This is a genomic window from Antribacter sp. NEAU-D49, from assembly GCF_057158775.1.
In genome coordinates, this window is the sequence record NZ_JBXTSN010000007.1 from 2,410 (window position 1) to 20,347 (window position 17,938).

General features: G+C 73.0%; 17 protein-coding genes. 5 read left to right on the top strand and 12 right to left on the bottom strand.

Translation table 11 applies throughout. The annotated features are described in order from the left end of the window. Positions 1 to 102: 102 nt before the first annotated feature. From der to AC060K_RS07600, 9 genes are all read right to left on the bottom strand, one after another. Positions 103 to 1,635 carry a ribosome biogenesis GTPase Der gene (der, locus tag AC060K_RS07560; protein ID WP_483764818.1) on the bottom strand — a complete coding sequence of 511 codons (1,533 nt, stop codon included), beginning with the start codon at positions 1,633 to 1,635 and terminating at the stop codon, positions 103 to 105. 4 nt (positions 1,636 to 1,639) lie between these two features. Further along, on the bottom strand, positions 1,640 to 2,383 hold the full coding sequence (gene cmk, locus AC060K_RS07565; protein ID WP_483764819.1) for a (d)CMP kinase: 744 nt from the start codon (positions 2,381 to 2,383) through the stop codon (positions 1,640 to 1,642). A gap of 26 nt (positions 2,384 to 2,409) precedes the next feature. Then, positions 2,410 to 3,393, bottom strand: coding sequence for a pseudouridine synthase (locus AC060K_RS07570; RefSeq protein WP_483764820.1), 984 nt, complete (start codon positions 3,391 to 3,393; stop codon positions 2,410 to 2,412). A 16-nt stretch (positions 3,394 to 3,409) separates the two neighbouring features. Then, entirely contained in the window at positions 3,410 to 4,030 is a 621-nt protein-coding gene (scpB, locus tag AC060K_RS07575; protein WP_483764941.1) for an SMC-Scp complex subunit ScpB, read from the bottom strand. A gap of 71 nt (positions 4,031 to 4,101) precedes the next feature. Next, the gene (locus AC060K_RS07580) at positions 4,102 to 5,124 is read right to left on the bottom strand and encodes a segregation and condensation protein A (protein WP_483764821.1); all 1,023 of its coding nucleotides are present in this window, start codon (positions 5,122 to 5,124) and stop codon (positions 4,102 to 4,104) included. Further along, a complete protein-coding gene (locus AC060K_RS07585; RefSeq protein ID WP_483764942.1) occupies positions 5,108 to 5,923 on the bottom strand; it encodes a ParA family protein in 816 nt (271 codons plus the stop codon). The genes AC060K_RS07580 and AC060K_RS07585 overlap by 17 nt, the downstream gene beginning before the upstream one ends. A gap of 188 nt (positions 5,924 to 6,111) precedes the next feature. Continuing rightward, on the bottom strand, positions 6,112 to 7,131 hold the full coding sequence (locus tag AC060K_RS07590) for a site-specific tyrosine recombinase XerD (protein WP_483764822.1): 1,020 nt from the start codon (positions 7,129 to 7,131) through the stop codon (positions 6,112 to 6,114). A 67-nt stretch (positions 7,132 to 7,198) separates the two neighbouring features. Next, a complete protein-coding gene (locus AC060K_RS07595; RefSeq protein ID WP_483764823.1) occupies positions 7,199 to 8,074 on the bottom strand; it encodes an HpcH/HpaI aldolase/citrate lyase family protein in 876 nt (291 codons plus the stop codon). A 31-nt stretch (positions 8,075 to 8,105) separates the two neighbouring features. Beyond that, positions 8,106 to 9,077, bottom strand: coding sequence for a heme o synthase (locus tag AC060K_RS07600; RefSeq protein ID WP_483764824.1), 972 nt, complete (start codon positions 9,075 to 9,077; stop codon positions 8,106 to 8,108). Positions 9,078 to 9,443: 366 nt separating this feature from the next. On the opposite strand from AC060K_RS07600, the gene tkt reads away from it, so the two are divergent. From tkt to pgl, 5 genes are all read left to right on the top strand, one after another. Next, complete coding sequence (tkt, locus tag AC060K_RS07605) at positions 9,444 to 11,552, top strand: transketolase (RefSeq protein ID WP_483764825.1); 2,109 nt, start codon at positions 9,444 to 9,446, stop codon at positions 11,550 to 11,552. 135 nt (positions 11,553 to 11,687) lie between these two features. Next, positions 11,688 to 12,821 (top strand): transaldolase, encoded by a 1,134-nt coding sequence (gene tal, locus AC060K_RS07610; RefSeq protein WP_483764826.1) that lies wholly within the window; start codon positions 11,688 to 11,690, stop codon positions 12,819 to 12,821. Then, a complete protein-coding gene (zwf, locus tag AC060K_RS07615; RefSeq protein ID WP_483764827.1) occupies positions 12,818 to 14,374 on the top strand; it encodes a glucose-6-phosphate dehydrogenase in 1,557 nt (518 codons plus the stop codon). Before tal ends, zwf begins: the two co-directional genes overlap by 4 nt. Positions 14,375 to 14,438: 64 nt before the next feature. Next, complete coding sequence (locus AC060K_RS07620; RefSeq protein WP_483764828.1) at positions 14,439 to 15,362, top strand: glucose-6-phosphate dehydrogenase assembly protein OpcA; 924 nt, start codon at positions 14,439 to 14,441, stop codon at positions 15,360 to 15,362. Continuing rightward, on the top strand, positions 15,359 to 16,102 hold the full coding sequence (pgl, locus tag AC060K_RS07625) for a 6-phosphogluconolactonase (RefSeq protein WP_483764829.1): 744 nt from the start codon (positions 15,359 to 15,361) through the stop codon (positions 16,100 to 16,102). Before AC060K_RS07620 ends, pgl begins: the two co-directional genes overlap by 4 nt. Positions 16,103 to 16,259: 157 nt before the next feature. Here pgl and AC060K_RS07630 read toward each other — a convergent pair whose 3' ends face one another. The 3 genes from AC060K_RS07630 to tpiA form a co-directional block, all read right to left on the bottom strand. Beyond that, complete coding sequence (locus tag AC060K_RS07630; protein WP_483764830.1) at positions 16,260 to 16,619, bottom strand: RNA polymerase-binding protein RbpA; 360 nt, start codon at positions 16,617 to 16,619, stop codon at positions 16,260 to 16,262. A gap of 52 nt (positions 16,620 to 16,671) precedes the next feature. Beyond that, positions 16,672 to 16,914: a preprotein translocase subunit SecG gene (secG, locus tag AC060K_RS07635; protein WP_483764831.1), complete on the bottom strand. Its 243-nt coding sequence runs from the start codon at positions 16,912 to 16,914 to the stop codon at positions 16,672 to 16,674. Positions 16,915 to 17,053: 139 nt separating this feature from the next. After that, on the bottom strand, positions 17,054 to 17,824 hold the full coding sequence (gene tpiA, locus AC060K_RS07640; protein WP_483764943.1) for a triose-phosphate isomerase: 771 nt from the start codon (positions 17,822 to 17,824) through the stop codon (positions 17,054 to 17,056). Between the last annotated feature and the right edge of the window lie 114 nt (positions 17,825 to 17,938).

Genomic DNA, 17,938 nt, shown 5'->3' on the forward strand with positions numbered 1-17,938 from the left:
CCAGGGGCGGGGGGCCGGCGGAGGGGTGCGGGAGCGCGGTCCGCGTTGGGGGGGGGCCACCTTCCGTACGGAAGGTGGCCCCCGGCGTCGTCGGGCAGCGGGTCAGCGCTTGCGCTTCTCCCGCACGCGGACGCTGATCGTGATGGGCGTGCCCTCAAAACCGAACGTCTCGCGCAGGCGGCGCTCGATGTACCGGCGGTAGCCGGCCTCGAGGAAGCCCGTGGCGAAGATGACGAACCGTGGCGGCCGCGTGGACGCCTGCGTGGCGAACAGGATGCGCGGCTGCTTGCCGCCGCGCAACGGGTGCGGGTGCCCGGCCACGAGCTCGCCCAGGAACGCGTTGAGCTTGCCGGTGGGGATGCGCGTGTCCCACGACGCGAGCGAGCGCTCGATCGCCGGGACCAGCTTGTCCGTGTGCCAGCCGGTGCGGGCCGAGACGTTGACGCGGGGCGCCCACTGGATCTGGACCAGGTCCTTCTCGATCTCCCGCTCCAGGTAAGGACGACGGTCGTCGTCCATCAGGTCCCACTTGTTGTAGGCGATGACGAGGGCGCGGCCCGCGTCGACCACCTGCGAGATCACGCGGGTGTCCTGCTCGGTGAGCGGCGCCGACGCGTCGACGAGGACCACGCCGATCTCCGCCTTCTCGATCGCGGCCTGCGTGCGCAGCGACGCGTAGAAGTCGGCGCCCTTGGTCTGGTGCACGCGACGGCGGATGCCCGCCGTGTCCACGAACCAGTACGGGATGCCCCGGAGCTCGACCAGCTCGTCGACCGGGTCGCGCGTGGTGCCCGCCACCTCGTCGACGACCACGCGCTCGGAGCCGGCGATCTTGTTCAGCAGCGAGGACTTGCCCACGTTGGGCCGCCCGACGAGCGCCACGCGGCGCGGGCCCGCGGGCCGCACCTCGCCGTGCCCGGAGACGGTCGGCAGGATCTTCATCGCGGCGTCGAGCAGCTCGCCCATGCCACGGCCGTGGAGGGCCGAGATGGGGAACGGCTCACCCAGGCCGAGGCTCCACAGGTAGGCGGCGTCCGCCTCGCCCGAGGGGCCGTCCACCTTGTTGGCGCACAGCAGCACCGGCTTGCCGGAGCGGCGCAGGAGCGCCACCACCCGCTCGTCGGTGGCCGTGGCGCCCACGGTGGCGTCGACGACGAAGATCACGGCGTCGGCGAGCGAGATGGCGACCTCCGCCTGCTCCGCCACCTTGGACTCGATGCCCGCGACGTCGACCTCCCAGCCGCCGGTGTCGACGAGCAGGAACTCCCGCCCGGACCACTCGGCCGGGTAGCTCACCCGGTCACGCGTGACACCGGGCTTGTCCTCCACGACCGCCTCGCGGCGACCGAGGATACGGTTGACGAGCGTGGACTTGCCCACGTTCGGGCGGCCAATGATGGCCAGCACCGGGAGCGGCGCCCCGGGCGCCGGGCCACCGTCGGCGTCCCACTCGCCGTCGATGAGGGAGCGGTCCTCCTCGTCCAGGTCGAAGTCCTCGAGGCCGGCACGCAGCGCGCGTTCGCGCGCCGCCTCCTCCTCGGTCTCGACGAGCGCGCCGGTGAGGTCCGCCGGCGCCCCGTCCGGGTTGTCGACCGGGTCGACCGGGTCGACCAGGTCAGGTGCGTCGTGGGTCATGTGCTCATTCTCCCAGGGTCGACGGCGCCGGGGCCTGCTCGCGGGCGGTCATCTGCGTGACGACCCCGAGCACCGCCTGCACCGTCTGTTCGAAGTCCAGCTCGGACGAGTCCACCGTCACCACGCCGTCGGCGGCGACGAGGAACTGCGACACCGTCGCGTCGTCCCGGTCGCGCCGCAGCACCTGGTCCTTGGTGGCCTCGACGGCCTTCGCGTCTGCTGCTCCGTGGACCTCGAGCGAGCGGCGGCGCAGTCGCGCCTCCTCGCTGGCGGTCAGGAGGATGCGGGCGTCGGCGTCGGGCGCGACGACCGTGGTGATGTCGCGGCCCTCGGCGACCACGCCGCGGCCGCCCGAGAACGTCGCGCCGGGGCCGGACTCGGCCTCGACGACGGCGCGCTGGCGGCGGCGGAGCTCGGCCCGGACCTCCAGGTTGGTGGCGACGGCCGACACCGCGGCCGTGACCTCGGTGGTGCGGATCGCCTCAGCGACGTCGCGGCCCTCGAGCTCCACGCCCGGGGCGGCCGGGTCCAGGCCCATGACCAGCGGCATCACCCGCACGGCGTGCGCGACGGCGTGCTGGTCGGCGAGGTCCTCGCCGCGCTGCAGGCACCAGACGGTGGCCGCCCGGTACATCGCGCCCGTGTCCAGGTACGCCAGGCCCAGCTCGCGCGCGACGGCCCGCGACACGCTCGACTTGCCCGACCCGGACGGCCCGTCGATGGCGACGACGATCCCGGACGTGCTCATGCTGCCCGTGTTCTCCCTTGCGTCGGTCACAGGTCCACGGCCCCCATGAGGGTGCCCAGCTCCACGCGCCCCAGGACGCGGTAGCGGCCGGCCTTGAGGTCACCGAGCGGGACGGGACCGATCCGGGTGCGCACCAGGCGCGTGACCGGGTGGCCCACCGCCTCGAACATGCGGCGCACGATCCGGTTGCGGCCCTCGTGGAGCACCACCTCGATCATGGTGATGCCCGGGACCTCGTCGACCACGCGGAACTTGTCCAGCTTCGCCGGACCGTCCTCGAGCTCGACGCCCGCGAGCAGCTGCTTGCCGACGCGCGGGTACACCTCGCCGCCCTCGACGGTCACCAGGTACGTCTTCTGGATCTCGTACTTGGGGTGCGCCAGGCGGTTCGCCAGCTCGCCGTCGTTCGTGAGGATGATGAGACCCTCGCTGTCGGCGTCGAGCCGGCCCACGTGGAAGAGTCGCTCTTCACGGTCACGGACCAGGTCCGCGAGCGTGGGCCGGCCCAGCGGGTCGCTCATCGAGGACACGACGCCCAGCGGCTTGTTGAGCGCCAGCGTGATCTTGTCCTGGTCGAGCTGGACCCGCAGACCGTCCACGTGGATGATCGCCGTGGCCGGGTCCACGCGGACCCCGAGCTCGGTGACGATCACGCCGTCCACCTCGACGTGGCCGCCCGCGATGAGGTCCTCGCAGGCACGGCGCGAGCCGAGGCCCGCCGTGGCGAGCACCTTCTGCAGCCGCACGCCGTCGGCGACGTGGACGTCCCGCGGCGGCACGGACGGGTCCTGCACGGGGCGCCGCCGCTGCGGCGCGGCCCCTCGCTGGCCGGCTGCGGCGCCCGGCTTGCGCTGCGCACCACCCTTGCCGCCGGCGCCCTTCCCGGTGGTGGGCTTGCGCGGCCCGCTCTGGCCCCGGTGGTTGCCCTTGGGGCTGCTGCCCTGCGAGCCTCCCTGGCCGGGACGTCCTTCTCCTGCGCGGCGGCTCCCGCCGCGGCGATCCTCGTTCATCGTCTGCTTTCCGTCGTCAGTCGTCTGCCCCGAGCTGGTCCAGTGCGTCCAGGTCGGGCAGGTGGGGTGCGAGCGGCGGCAGCTCGTCGAGCGACGAGAAACCCATCCGCTCCAAGAAGTATCCAGTGGTTCCGAACAGGACGGCACCCGTGGTGGGGTCCTGGCCGATCTCCGCGATGAGGCCGCGGGTCAGGAGCGTGCGTACCACTCCGTCCACGTTCACGCCGCGGACGGCCGAGACCTGCCCACGGGTGACCGGCTGACGATACGCGATCACGGCGAGGGTCTCCAGCGCGGCCTGGCTCAGCCGGGCCGACTGGCCGTCCAGCACGAAGCGCCCGACGACGTCCGCGTGCGCCACCGACGAGTAGATGCGCCAGCCGTCGGCGTTGCTGCGCAGCTCGAACCCTCGCGGGCGTCCGCCGAGGTCACCACGGTACTCGGCGGCCAGCTCGGCCAGCAGCCGGTCCACCTCGGGCAGCGGCAGGTCCAGGGCGACGGCCAGGCGCTCGGCCGGGACCGGCGCATCCGCGACCATGAGCACGGCCTCCAGCGCGGCCGGAGCGCCGCCCGGCAGCGAATGGACGTCGACGAGGACGAGCGTGTCCTGCTCGGCCGCGTCAGGCGACGGCGCCAGGGCCCCCTCGGGCGCGGGCGTCCCGCCTGTCAGGCCGTCCGGCGTGGTGCCGGAGATCACTGTCTGATCGGTCACTGCGTCTCCTCCGGGGCGTCAGGGACCGGGTCCGCGGACCCGGGAGCCGCTGACAGCCCGTTCTCGCTCACGGGCTCGTCGAACTCGCTCGGCCCGCCCGACTGGTCCAGGTACTTGCCGCCGCCGTCGGCCTCACCGGTCCACCGGACGGTCAGCTCGCCCAGCGGCGTCACCTGCTCGAAGCTCACCAGCGCGTCACGGAACAGCTCGAGCAGCGCGAGGAAGCGCGCCACCACGACGAGCCGCTCCGACCCCGAGGTGAGCGCCCGGAACGTCGCCACGTGCTCGCGCCGGAGGCGGCGCACGATCACGCCGGCCTCCTCGCGGACGCTCACGGCCGAGCCGTGCAGGTGGCTCAGCGACACCATGGGCGGCACCTTGGGCGTCAGCGCCCGGGCGGCCAGCTCGGCCAGCCGCGCGCCGTCGAGGTCCCACACCAGCTCGGGAAGCAGGGCGGCGAGGTGCTGCTCCAGCGGCGCGAGCCGCGGGACACGGCGCCCGGCCGCGGCCATGCGCTCGGCGAGCACGCCGGACACCTGCTTGTACGCCCGGTACTGCAGGAGCCGCGCGAACAGCAGGTCGCGCGCCTCCAGGAGCTCGAGGTCCTCGGCGTCCTCGTCGACGACGCCGGGCAGCAGCCGCGCGGCCTTGAGGTCGAGCAGCGTCGCGGCGATGACGAGGAACTCGCTCGCCAGGCCCAGGTCCCACGACGGGACCGACTCGCCGCGCGACTCGGCCTCGCGGGTGGCCGCCTCGGCGGCGCGGATGTGGGCCACGAACTCGTCCGTCACGGCCGCGAGCGCCACCTCGGTGACGTCGAGCTCGTGCTTGGCGATCAGCGACAGCAGCAGGTCGAACGGGCCGGTGAAGTTGGTGAGGTGGACGTGGAACCCTGCGCGGACGGGTGCCTCGGGCAGGCCGTCGGCCGGGTCGGCGGGCGTGGCCGGCGGCCCGGCCGCCCCCGGCGCCACGGCGAGGTCGTCCGCCGGCGCCTCCAGCGTGTCAGGCAGCGTCGCCACGCGACACGAGCTCCCGGGCCAGCAGCCGGTAGGCGGCCGCGCCCGGGTGACCGGGCGCGTAGGCGGTGATGGGCTCGGCGGCCACGGACGCGTCCGGGAACTTCACGGTGCGGCCGATGACGGAGTGCAGGAGCACGCTGCCGAACGCCTCGTGCACCCGGGCCACGACCTCACGGGAGTGGAGGGTGCGCGAGTCGTACATGGTGGGGAGGATACCGTCGATCTCGAGCGCCGGGTTGAGCCGGTCACGCACCTTCTCGATGGTCTCCACCAGCAGCGCGACGCCGCGCAGCGCGAAGAACTCGCACTCGAGCGGGATCAGCACGCCGTGCGCGGCCGTCAGCGCGTTGACGGTCAGCAGGCCGAGCGACGGCTGGCAGTCGATGAGGATCACGTCGTAGTCGTCGATGACGGGACGCAGGGCGCGGGCCAGCACGGACTCGCGGGCCACCTCGCCGACCAGCTGGACCTCGGCAGCCGAGAGGTCGATGTTCGCGGGCAGCACGTCGAGGTTCTCGATGCCGGACGGGATGAGCACGTCCTCGATCCGCACGCCCCGCTCCATGAGCAGGTTGTAGACCGTGAGGTCGAGCTCGTGCGGGTTCACGCCGATGCCGACGGAGGCGGCGCCCTGCGGGTCGAAGTCGACGAGGAGCACGCGGCGGCCGTACTCCGCGAGCGCGGCGCCGAGGTTGATCGTGGACGTCGTCTTGCCCACGCCGCCCTTCTGGTTGCACATCGCGATGATGCGGGCGGGGCCGTGCGACGTGAGGGGCGGCGGCACCGGGAACGTCGGCATGGGCCTGCCGACGACGTCCCGGAGGATCTCCCCCTCAGGGCTTCGAGCTGCCGTGGGTGTACTGACGACTGCGACGGGCGGTGCGTCGGTCATCTGGCTCGCTCCCTCCCGCATGGGTGCCTCGCTCACGCCGCCACGGTACCCCAGGGATCCGTGGCCGCCAGGTGAAAGGCTCGGCGCGCCGCCCATCAGCGCGCCCGCGGGTGGGCGGCCGCGTAGACCTCGCGCAGCGTGTCGGGCGTGACCATGGTGTAGATCTGCGTGGTCGTCACGGAGGCGTGGCCCAGGAGCTCCTGGACCACGCGGACGTCCGCTCCCCCGGCCAGCAGGTGCGTGGCGTACGAGTGGCGCAGCGTGTGCGGCGAGACGCGCTCCGTGAGCCCGGCGCGCTGCGCCGCTGCCTGCAGCACCGCCCACGCCGTCTGCCGTGACAGCCGGGCGCCGCGCGTGTTGAGGAAGAGGGCGGGCGTGCCGCGGCCTGCGGCGGCGAGCGCGGGCCGCGCCCGCACCAGGTAGGCCTCGACGGCGGTCCGGGCGTAGGACCCGACCGGGACGGCCCGCTCCTTGCCCCCCTTGCCGTGCAGCCGCACGACGGCGCCCGGCTGGCCTGTCGCTGCGGGGTCCCCCTCCGCCGTGGTGCCGCCCGTGCGGTGCTCGTCCGCGCCGCGGTGGAACGCATCCACGTCGAGCCCGACGATCTCCGAGATGCGGCCGCCGGTGGCGTACAGCAGCTCCAGGAGGGCGCGGTCGCGCAGCGGCAGCGGCCCCTCCCCCTCGCCGGCGGCCTCGAGCAGCCGCGTGACGTCGCCGACGGAGAGCGCGTGCGGCAGGCGGCGCAGCTGCGTCGGTGCGTGGACCTCGGCGGAAGGGTCTGCGGTGGCCAGGCCCTCGGCCTGCGCGAAGCGGTGCCAGCCGCGGACCGCCGCGAGCGCCCGCGCGGTGGAGGACGGGGAGAGCCGCGCCCCGCCGTCGGACCCCTGGCGCAGGGAAGTGACGAAGCCGCTCACGTCGGCCTCGCCCACCTCGTCGAGGCCGGAACGCCCGGCGGCGACGAGGTAGGCCGCATAGCGCGCGAGGTCGCGCCGGTACGCGGACACGGTGTTGGCCGAGAGGCCCCGCTCGACCCGGAGGTGCGCAAGGTAGTCGCGCAGGCACGGGTCGAGGGAGGTGCCTGGGCGTACGGGGACCTCGGTCAGGGCGGCGGACACGCGGCCATCATGCCCAGGCTCGCCCGGCGCGCCGGGTGCGGCACGCCGGGCGGGGCGTGATGGGGGTTTACGAGGGATTGATCCCGAAGAGCTCGGCGCGGCTCTTGATGACCTGCGCGCGGGCCAGGCGCGGTTTGTCGGACCCGTCGCGGATCACCGAGCCGGCGGCCTCGAAGTCGGCGAGGAAGTCCACGGCCCAGGCCACGTCGGACGGCGACGGCGAGAAGCACTCGTTGATGACGGCGGGCTGCTCGAGGTCGAGGCAGAGCTTGCCGGTCATGCCGAGCACCACCGCGTCGGCGGACTGCTCGCGGAGCAGCGCGTGGGCCGTGCCGACGGTGGGGCCGTCGATGGGGCCGGGCAGGCCGCCCACGCGGCTGGCCGCGACGAGGCGGGAGCGCGGGTACGCCATGGCGATCGGCTCGTTGGCGGAGCCGGTGTCGCGGCGGTAGTCGCCGGAGCCGAACGCGAGGCGGAAGGTGCCGCGGGCCCGGGCGACGGACACGGCCTCCTCGATGCCCACGGCGGACTCGACCAGCGCGATCACCGGCACGTCGCCGCCGAGCCGCTGGGCGGTGTCCACCACGTCGTCCGCGGACTCCGTCTTGGCCAGCATGACCCCGGCCAGGCCCTCGACGTCGCGCAGGAGGGCCACGTCGTCGGCCCACGCGGCCGAGTGCCGGTCGTTGATCCGCACCCAGGCGCTGCCGCCGCTCCTCAGCCAGGAGATGACGTGGTCGCGCGCCTCGTCCTTCAGGCTGTCGTCGATGGCGTCCTCGCAGTCGAGGACGACCTGGTCCGCGCGGGAGAGCTGGGCGCGGTCGAAGTCGCCGGTGCGCAGGGCGGAGAGCAGGAGCCAGGAGCGGGCGTAGTCGGGCGCCACGCGGGACTTCTCGCGTGCGGCACGCCGCTGGACGATGTCGGGCTGGTCGGTCACGGTCACGCAGACAAGGCTACGCGCGCGAGACGGCCGGTCAGAACGGCAGGAAGACGTCCACGGCGACGAGCACGAAGAGCAGCGTGAGGTACGTGATGGAGGCGTGGAAGACCTTCATGGCGCCGAGCTTGCGCGACGGGTCCTTGGCCCGGCGCTGCATCGCGACGGTGGCCCAGAGGAACCACGCGCCGAGGGCGGACGCGCCCACGGTGTAGACCCACGTCATGCCCGCGAGCGGCGTGAGGACGAGGGAGCACGCGATCATCGCCAGCGTGTAGCCGATCATCTCGGCCGCGACGCGCTTGTCGTCGCTCACGACGGGCAGCATCGGCACGCCGGCGTTGGCGTAGTCCTTCTTGAACTTGATCGACAGCGGCCAGTAGTGCGGCGGCGTCCAGAAGAAGATGACGCCGAAGAGCGCGAGGCCCGCCCAGCTCATCCCGCCGGTCACGGCGGCCCAGCCGATGAACACGGGCATGCAGCCCGCGATCCCGCCCCAGACGATGTTCTGCGGCGTGCGGCGCTTGAGGATCATCGTGTAGCCCACCACGTAGATCGCGATCGCGGCGAAGGTGAGCCACGCGGAGGCGGGGTTGACCAGGAGCGCGAACCACGAGAGCGACAGGACGCCCAGGACGGTGGCGAACACGAGCCCCGCCCGCGGCGTGATCTCGCCCGTGACGAGCGGCCGCCGCTTGGTGCGGTTCATGATCGCGTCGATGTCGCGGTCGATGTAGCAGTTGAAGGCGTTCGCCGAGCCCGCGGCCGCGGCGCCGCCCACCAGCGTGAGCAGGATCAGCCCGAGGTCGGGCAGGCCGCCCTGGGCCAGGATCATCGTCGGCACCGTGGTGACGAGCAGCAGCTCGATGACCCGCGGCTTCGTCAGCGCGATGTAGGCGCCCGCCCGCCGCAGGACCCACGAACCGGGCCGGGCATCACCGACGACCTCGTCGTCGCCGCCCTCGCGGGTGCGCGAGGTCCTACCGGGGGTCGTCTGGCTCGTGGTCACGCGCGTCGGTCATCCGTTCGGGAGGTTCCGCGGAGGGAAGGATCCGGGTGGGGCTCCGGGTACTCGGGCCGTCTCATGGTACGTCCCCGCAGGCCCGGGGCGCTCCCGCCCGGCCTCTCCGAGGTGTGAGATGCACCCCGGCGGTCAGGCCACGTCGCGTATAGGGTGGGTGCGCGACCGCAGGGCCTCTTCACCCCCGAGCGCGTCGGGAACAACCGACCTCACCTGCGTGTCCACATACTCGGTACCACGGTGGCCGGCAGCAGCCGGACCGCCACACGCACGACCCGCGGCCGGAGCCGTGGAGGTAGTCCCGGACACGCTCCGGGAGCCTCTCGCCCCCCGCCCGGGGAGAGAAGAGGATACGTGAACGCGTTCGACCCCGCCCTGACACCGCTGGACTGGTCGGAGCTCGACGAGCGGGCGGTGAGGTCCATCAAGGCTCTCTCCGCCGACGCCGTCGAGAAGGTCGGCAACGGCCACCCGGGTACGGCGATCTCCCTGGCCCCCGCCGCCTACCTCCTGTTCCAGAAGGCCATGCGCCACGACCCGGCCGACCCCTCCTGGGTGGGCCGCGACCGGTTCGTGCTGTCGGCGGGACACTCGTCGCTGACCATCTACCTCCAGCTGTTCCTCGCGGGCTACGGCCTGGAGATGGACGACATCGCGGCGCTGCGCACCTGGGGCTCCAAGACCCCCGGCCACCCCGAGGTGGGCCACACCGCGGGCGTCGAGATCACCACGGGCCCCCTGGGCCAGGGTCTCGCCTCGTCCGTCGGCATGGCGTTCGCGTCGCGCCGCGAGCGGGGTCTCCTCGACCCGGAGACCGCCCCCGGCGAGAGCCCGTTCGACCACCACGTGTACGTGATCGCCTCGGACGGCGACCTGCAGGAGGGCGTCACCTCCGAGGCCTCGTCCCTCGCGGGCCACCAGCAGCTCGGCAACCTCATCGTGATCTGGGACGACAACAAGATCTCGATCGAGGACCAGACCGACATCTCGTTCTCCGAGGACGTCCTGGCCCGGTACGAGGCGTACGGCTGGCACACGCAGCGGGTCGACTGGACCAGCGGCGGCACCGGCTACGCCGAGGACGTCGACGCGCTGGCCGCGGCCCTCGACGCCGCCAAGGCCGAGACGGGCCGCCCGTCCCTGATCGCGCTGAACACGATCATCGGCTGGCCCTCGCCGAAGAAGCAGGACACCTACGCGATCCACGGCTCCGCGCTCGGCGGCGACGAGGTCAAGGGCCTCAAGGCCGCCCTCGGCCTCGACCCCGAGGTGTCGTTCCACATCGACGACGACGTGCTCAAGCACACGCGCGACGTGGCCTCCCGCCAGGCCGAGCAGCGGGCCGCCTGGGACACCGCGTTCGAGGCGTGGCGCACCGCCAACCCGTCCGGCGCCGCGCTGCTGGAGCGCCTGCAGACCCGCACGCTGCCCGAGGGCTGGGCCGACGTGCTGCCCGAGTTCCCGGCCGACGCGAAGGGCGTGGCCACGCGTGCCGCGTCCGGCAAGGTGCTCACCTCGGTCAAGGACGTGCTGCCGGAGCTGTGGGGCGGCTCGGCCGACCTCGCGGGCTCGAACAACACCACGATGGACGGCGAGCCGTCCTTCGTCCCCGCCGACCACCAGACCCGCTCGTACAAGGGCGGCATCTACGGCCGCACCCTGCACTTCGGCATCCGCGAGCACGCCATGGGCGCGATCCTCAACGGCATCGCCCTGCACGGCCTGACCCGCCCGTACGGCGGCACGTTCTTCCAGTTCGCCGACTACATGCGCGGCGCCGTGCGCCTCGCGGCGCTCATGGGCACGCCGTCGGTGTTCGTGTGGACGCACGACTCGATCGGTCTCGGCGAGGACGGCCCCACGCACCAGCCCGTCGAGCACCTCTGGGCCTACCGCGCCATCCCGGGCCTCGACATCGTGCGCCCGGCCGACGCGAACGAGACGGTGTACGCCTGGCGCGGCATCCTGGAGAACACGAGCAACCCGGCAGGCCTGATCCTGACCCGCCAGAACGTGCCGACGTTCCCTCGCGGCGAGGAGGGCTTCGCCCCGGCGGAGGGCACGCTCAAGGGCGCCTACACGCTGCTGGACACCGACGGCACGCCGGACGTGATCCTCATCGGCACCGGCTCCGAGGTCCAGCTCGCCGTCGAGGCGCGCGCCGCTCTCGCGGCCGAGGGCGTCAGCGCCCGCGTGGTCTCGGCGCCGTCGCTCGAGTGGTTCGAGCGCCAGGACGAGGCCTACCGCGAGTCGGTGCTCCCGTCGTCTGTCAAGGCGCGCGTGTCGGTCGAGGCGGGCATCGCCCAGGGCTGGCACCGTCTGGTCGGCGACGCCGGCCGCTCCGTCTCGCTGGAGCACTACGGCGCCTCGGCGGACTACAAGGTGCTCTACCAGGAGTTCGGCATCACGGCGGAGGCCGTGGCGGCCGCCGCCCGCGACTCGATCGCGGCCGCGCAGGCCTGAGCAGTCCCGTCGGGCCGGGGGCCCGACGACGTCCTGCCCGGCCGGGTGCACCACCCGGCCGGGCAGGGCCACCCGGGGCCGGCCGGGGAGCCCGGTGCGGCCCACCTGAGCAGTCGAGCACGAGAGAAGGGCATCATGACCGACACCACCACCGGCGAAGAGACGCCGCGCCCGACCCGCCGCCTGTCGGAGGCGGGTGTCTCCATCTGGCTCGACGACCTGTCCCGCGAGCGCCTGCGCACCGGCAACCTCGCGGCGCTGATCGCCGAGAAGGACGTGGTCGGCGTGACCACGAACCCCACCATCTTCGCCGCGGCCCTGTCCGTCGGGAACGCGTACGACGACTCGCTCGCCGAGCTCGCGGGCCAGGACGTCGAGTCCGCCGTCGAGCGGATCACGACCGACGACGTGCGCGAGGCGGCCGACGTGCTCCGTGAGGTGTACGACGCCACGGGCACCGTGGACGGCCGGGTCTCGATCGAGGTGGACCCGCGGCTCGCCCGCGACACGGAGGCCACGGTCGCCACGGCCCAGCGCCTCTGGACCACCGTGGACCGCCCCAACGTGATGATCAAGATCCCGGCCACGGTCGAGGGCCTGGACGCGATCACGCGGACGCTGGCCGAGGGCATCAGCGTCAACGTGACCCTCATCTTCTCCATCGAGCGCTACCGCGCCGTCATGGACGCGTTCCTCACCGGGCTCGAGCGGGCGAAGGAGGCCGGCATCGACCTGGCCCCCGTCGGCTCGGTCGCGTCGTTCTTCGTGTCGCGCGTGGACGCCGAGATCGACAAGCGCCTGGACAAGATCGGCACCGACGAGGCCCTCGCCCTGCGCGGACAGGCCGCGATCGCGAACGCCCGGCTCGCGTACGCGGCGTACGAGGAGGTCTTCTCCTCCGACCGCTGGAAGGCCCTGGAGGCCGCCGGCGCGCAGCCGCAGCGCCCCCTCTGGGCGTCCACCGGCGTGAAGAACCCCGAGTACCGCGACACGATGTACGTCGACGAGCTCGTGGTCCCCGGTGTCGTCAACACGATGCCCGAGGGCACGCTGAACGCCTTCGCCGACCACGGCATCGTGCTGGGCGACACGGTCACGGGCACCGCCGAGTCGGCCGCGGCCACGATCGCCGCCGTCGAGGCCGTCGGGATCTCCATGGACGAGGTCACCGCGAAGCTCGAGGACGAGGGCGTCACCAAGTTCGAGGTGAGCTGGAACGAGCTGCTCACCACCACCAAGGCGGGCCTGGACGGAGCGGCTGACAAGTGAGACCGGCCAAGATCACCGCGGAGCTCAACCCGCTCCGCGACCCTCTCGACCTCCGCCTCCCCCGCATCGCGGGGCCGTGCGGCCTGGTCATCTTCGGCGTCACGGGTGACCTCGCCCGCAAGAAGCTCATGCCGGCCGTGTACGACCTCGCCAACCGCGGCCTCCTGCCGCCCGGCTTCGCGCTGACGGGCTTCGCCCGCCGCGACTGGGCCGACCAGGACTTCGCCCAGATCGTGCACGACGCCGTCAAGGAGAACGCCCGCACGCCGTTCCGCGAGGCCACGTGGCGCCAGCTCGCCGAGGGCATCCGGTTCGTCCAGGGCTCGTTCGACGACGACGCGGCGTTCGAGACCTTGCGGGAGACCGTCGAGAAGCTCGACGCCGAGCGCGGCACCGGCGGCAACCACGCGTTCTACCTCTCGGTGCCGCCGAGCGCCTTCCCGGTCGTCTGCCGCCAGCTCGCCCGCTCGGGGCTCTCGGCGCCCGACACCGACCCGGAGGACGGGTTCGCCTGGCGTCGCGTGGTCATCGAGAAGCCGTTCGGCCACGACCTCGCCAGCGCCAAGGAGCTGGACGCGGTCGTCTCGGAGGTCTTCCCGCCCGACTCGGTGTTCCGGATCGACCACTACCTGGGCAAGGAGACGGTCCAGAACCTCCTGGCGCTGCGCTTCGCGAACCAGATGTTCGAGCCGCTGTGGAACGCCAACTATGTGGACCACGTCCAGATCACCATGGCCGAGGACATCGGCATCGGTGGCCGTGCCGGCTACTACGACGGGATCGGCGCCGCGCGCGACGTCATCCAGAACCACCTCCTGCAGCTCCTCGCGCTCGTCGCGATGGAGGAGCCGGTGACCTTCGACGCCGCCGAGCTGCGCGCCGAGAAGATCAAGGTGCTCTCGTCGGTGCGCCTCCCCCGCGACCTCGGCAAGCACACGGCCCGCGGGCAGTACGCGGCCGCGTGGCAGGGTGGCGAGGAGGTGCGAGGCTTCCTCGACGAGGACGGCATCGCGAAGGACTCCGTCACCGAGACGTTCGCCGGCATCCGCGTCGACATCGACAACCGGCGCTGGGCGGGCGTGCCGTTCTACCTCCGCTCGGGCAAGCGCCTCGGCCGGCGCGTCACCGAGGTGGCCGTGGTCTTCAAGAAGGCGCCGCACCTCCCGTTCGAGTCCTCCCTGACGTCCGAGCTGGGCAACAACGCGCTCGTCATCCGCGTGCAGCCGGACGAGGGCGTGACGCTGCGGTTCGGCGCCAAGGTGCCGGGCACGGCGATGCAGGTCCGCGACGTGACGATGGACTTCGGCTACGGCCACTCGTTCACCGAGTCGTCGCCCGAGGCGTACGAGCGCCTCATCCTCGACGTGCTGCTCGGCGACCCGCCGCTGTTCCCCACGCGCGAGGAGGTCGAGCTCTCCTGGAAGATCCTCGACCCCATCACCGCGTACTGGGCCAAGCAGGGCCAGCCGGAGCAGTATGCCTCCGGCACGTGGGGGCCGCCGTCGGCCGACGCGATGATGGCGCGCGACGGGCGCGCCTGGCGCCGGCCGTGAGCCGGGCCCTGAGCCGGGCCGTCAGCCCGGCCGAGACCCCGGTACAGACCTCAGGAGATCCGCGATGATCATCGACATGCCGGACACCACCGCGAACGCGGTGAACAAGCGCCTGGTACGCCTGCGCGACGAGGGCGGCGCCGTCGCTCTCGGCCGCGTCCTGACCCTCGTGGTCCTCGCCGACGAGCGGGACGTCGAGACGGCCGTCGAGGCCGCGAACGACGCCTCCCGGGAGCACCCGTGCCGTGTGATCGTGGTCGCACCCGCAAGCCGGGGCAGCGAGGCGCGCCTCGACGCCCAGATCCGGGTCGGCGGTGACGCCGGCGCCTCCGAGGTGGTGGTGCTGCGCGCCTTCGGCCCGCTCCTGGAGCGCGGCGACACCCTCGTGATGCCGCTGCTGCTGCCCGACGCGCCCATCGTCGTCTGGTGGCCGCGGGAGGCGCCGGAGGACCCGTCGTCGGACCCCGTGGGCGCCATGGCCCACCGCCGCATCACCGACACGACGGTGGCCAAGGACCCGGTCGGCATGCTCGGCACCCTGGCGACCACCTACGCCCCGGGCGACACGGACCTCGCGTGGGCCCGCGTCACGCTGTGGCGGGGGCTCATCGCGGCGGCCGTGGAGCAGCCGCCGTTCGAGCCCGTGCTCTCCGTCCGGGTCGAGGGGCAGCGCGACCACACGTCGCTCGACCTCCTCGCCGCCTGGCTCGGCGCACGCCTGCGCTGCCCGGCCACGGTGGCGCGGGTCAAGAACTCCGAGGCCATCACCAAGGTGGTCCTGGAGCGCAAGAGCGGCCCCATCGTGCTCGACCGTCCGGACGGCCGCACGGTGACCATCTCCCAGCCGGGCAAGCCCGACCGCCGCATCGCCCTGCCGATCCGCGCCCTCAACGAGGCGCTGATCGAGGAGCTGCGCCGTCTCGACCCCGACGAGATCTACGAGGAGGTCCTCACCAAGGGCCTGCCCCTCGTGGAGCGGGCGTCATGACGGCGGGGCGTCTCGTGGTGGTGCACCCGGACGCGACGGTCCTCGCCGAGGCCGCCGCGGCGCGGCTCCTCACGCGGATCCTCGACGTCCAGTCGGTGCGCTCCCCCGTGCACGTGGTCGTCACGGGCGGCACGGTGGGCATCCGCACGCTGGCCGCCATGGCGGCCAGCCCCGTGCTCGGGGCGGTCGACTGGTCGGGGGTGCACCTGTGGTGGGGCGACGAGCGCTTCCTGCCCGACGGCGACCCCGACCGCAACGAGACGCAGGCGCGGGAGGCCCTGGTCGACGCGCTCGTGGCGTCGCACGGGCTCCCCGCGGGGAACGTCCACCCCATGCCGGGGCCGTCCGCCGTCGCGACGCCGGAGGAGGCCGCCCAGGCCTACGCGGCCGAGCTCGCCACGTTCGGGAGCCCTGTCCCGGCGTTCGACGTGCTCCTGCTCGGCATGGGGCCCGACGGGCACGTGGCGTCCCTCTTCCCAGGGCACGAAGGGCTGGACGCGACCGGCCCGACGGTGGGCGTCCACGGCTCCCCCAAGCCGCCGCCGGAGCGCGTCTCGCTCACCTTCGAGACGATCCGCGCGGCCCGGCAGGTGTGGCTCGTGGTGAACGGGGCCGACAAGGCCGGTCAGGCGGCCGCAGCCCTCGCGGGCGGCGACGTGCACGAGGTGCCGGCCGCCGGCGCGGTGGGCACCGAGCTCACGCTCTGGCTGCTGGACAGCGCGGCGGCCGCGGAACGGTAGGGAGGGTCGCCCGGGCGTCGGCGCTGTTCCCGCCGGCGCTCGGCCACGTGATCGGCAAGAGGTCGGATGATCGGCAACCCGGGTTGCCGATCATCCGACCTTTTGCCGATCACCGGGGCCGGCCACAGCGGGCCGCCCGCCCGGAGCGGGCTGTCGGCTAGCTCCGTACGCCGCCGCGACGGACGCGCAGCGCCTCGAGCGCCTCCTCGAGGAGCGCGGCGCCGTCTGCCTCGGTGCGCCGCTCCTTCACGTACGCGAGGTGCGTCTTGTAGGGCTCGTTGCGCGTGGGCGACGGCGGGCTCGCCGGGTCGAGACCCGCGGGGAAGCCGCAGCGCGGGCAGTCCCACTGCTCGGGAGGCTCGACGTCCTCGCCCACCGAGAAGCTCGGTGAGGTCTCGTGCCCGTTGGCACACCAGTAGGAGACGCGCACCCGTGGCGCGGTCTCCCCTCGCTCGGACTCACCGAGCGGGCCCGCGCCGACGCGGCTCCCTCGGATCGCATGACCGCCTGATGCCACGTTCCTCGTCCCCTCCGTTGAGGTCTGGCCTGGAGCAACGCCGGGTGTGGCGTCAGCTCACCTTCTGGATCAGACCGAGCAGGACGATGACGACCGTCCACACGAGGGCGAACGCGATCGTGATGCGGTTCAGGTTCCGCTCGGCCACGCCGGACGAGCCGGCTCCCATCGAGACTCCGCCGCCGAACATGTCGGAGAGGCCGCCACCCTTGCCCTTGTGGAGCAGGATGAGCAGGGTCAGGAAGGCGCTGGTGAGCACCAGCAGGACCTGCAGGATGATGCGGAGCGCGTCCACGGTTACGTCCTCGGATTCTCGGTGTGCCGGAGATCACTCCGGCGACGGGTCGGGTCAAGAGTAGGCGAGAGATGCCGCAGCGGGCGAAACCCCAGGTCAGGGCCTCGCCCGCCGCGTAAGTCGCGGGTTTGAGGGTACCTCAGGACAGGACGTGCGCCTGATACCGGACGATCTTGGCGAACTCCTCGGGGTCGAGGCTGGCGCCGCCCACGAGGGCGCCGTCCACGTCGGGCTTCGCCATGATCTGCGCGACGTTCCCCGACTTCACGGAACCGCCGTACAGCACGCGGACCGCGGCGGCCACGTTGTCGTCGTACAGCTCGCCCAGCACGCGGCGGATCGCGCCGCACACCTCCTGCGCGTCCTCCGGCGTGGCGACCTCGCCCGTGCCGATGGCCCACACGGGCTCGTACGCGATGACGATCTTCGCGACCTGCTCCGCCGGGACGTCGGCCAGCGCCGCCTCCACCTGCGCCAGCGTGTACGACACCTGGTCGCCCGCCTTGCGGATGTCCAGGCCCTCACCGACGCACAGGATCGGCACCAGGCCGTGGGCGAACGCCGCCCGCACCTTGTCGTTCACCAGGTCGTCGGACTCGCCGTGGTACTCACGGCGCTCCGAGTGGCCCACGGCCACGTAGGTGACGCCGAGCTTGGCGAGCATCGTCGCCGAGATCTCGCCCGTGTACGCGCCCGACTCGTGCTTCGACACGTCCTGCGCGCCGTACACGATCTCCAGCTTGTCGGCGTCGACCAGGGTCTGCACCGAGCGCAGGTCCGTGAACGGCGGCAGCACGGCCACCTCGACGGCGGCGTAGTCGTGCTTGGCGTCCTTCAGCGTCCACGCCAGCTTCTGCACGGTCTGGATCGCCTCGTGGTGGTCCAGGTTCATCTTCCAGTTGCCCGCCATGAGCGGCGTGCGGGTGGTAGCCACGTCAGTACTTCCTCAGTTCGTCCGGACGGTGCCCGACGCCGGGCCGGGGGGGGGAGGGGGGCCCGGGGCCCCCCCCCCGGGGGGCCCCCC

What these genes read in the sequence shown, in the direction of transcription:
- der (WP_483764818.1), bottom strand. Translation starts at nt 1,635, where the DNA reads ATGACCCACGACGCACCTGACCTGGTCGACCCGGTCGACCCGGTCGAC.
- cmk (WP_483764819.1), bottom strand. Translation starts at nt 2,383, where the DNA reads ATGAGCACGTCCGGGATCGTCGTCGCCATCGACGGGCCGTCCGGGTCG.
- AC060K_RS07570 (WP_483764820.1), bottom strand. Translation starts at nt 3,393, where the DNA reads ATGAACGAGGATCGCCGCGGCGGGAGCCGCCGCGCAGGAGAAGGACGT.
- AC060K_RS07585 (WP_483764942.1), bottom strand. Translation starts at nt 5,923, where the DNA reads ATGCCGACGTTCCCGGTGCCGCCGCCCCTCACGTCGCACGGCCCCGCC.
- tal (WP_483764826.1), top strand. Translation starts at nt 11,688, where the DNA reads ATGACCGACACCACCACCGGCGAAGAGACGCCGCGCCCGACCCGCCGC.
- AC060K_RS07620 (WP_483764828.1), top strand. Translation starts at nt 14,439, where the DNA reads ATGATCATCGACATGCCGGACACCACCGCGAACGCGGTGAACAAGCGC.
- pgl (WP_483764829.1), top strand. Translation starts at nt 15,359, where the DNA reads ATGACGGCGGGGCGTCTCGTGGTGGTGCACCCGGACGCGACGGTCCTC.
- tpiA (WP_483764943.1), bottom strand. Translation starts at nt 17,824, where the DNA reads ATGGCGGGCAACTGGAAGATGAACCTGGACCACCACGAGGCGATCCAG.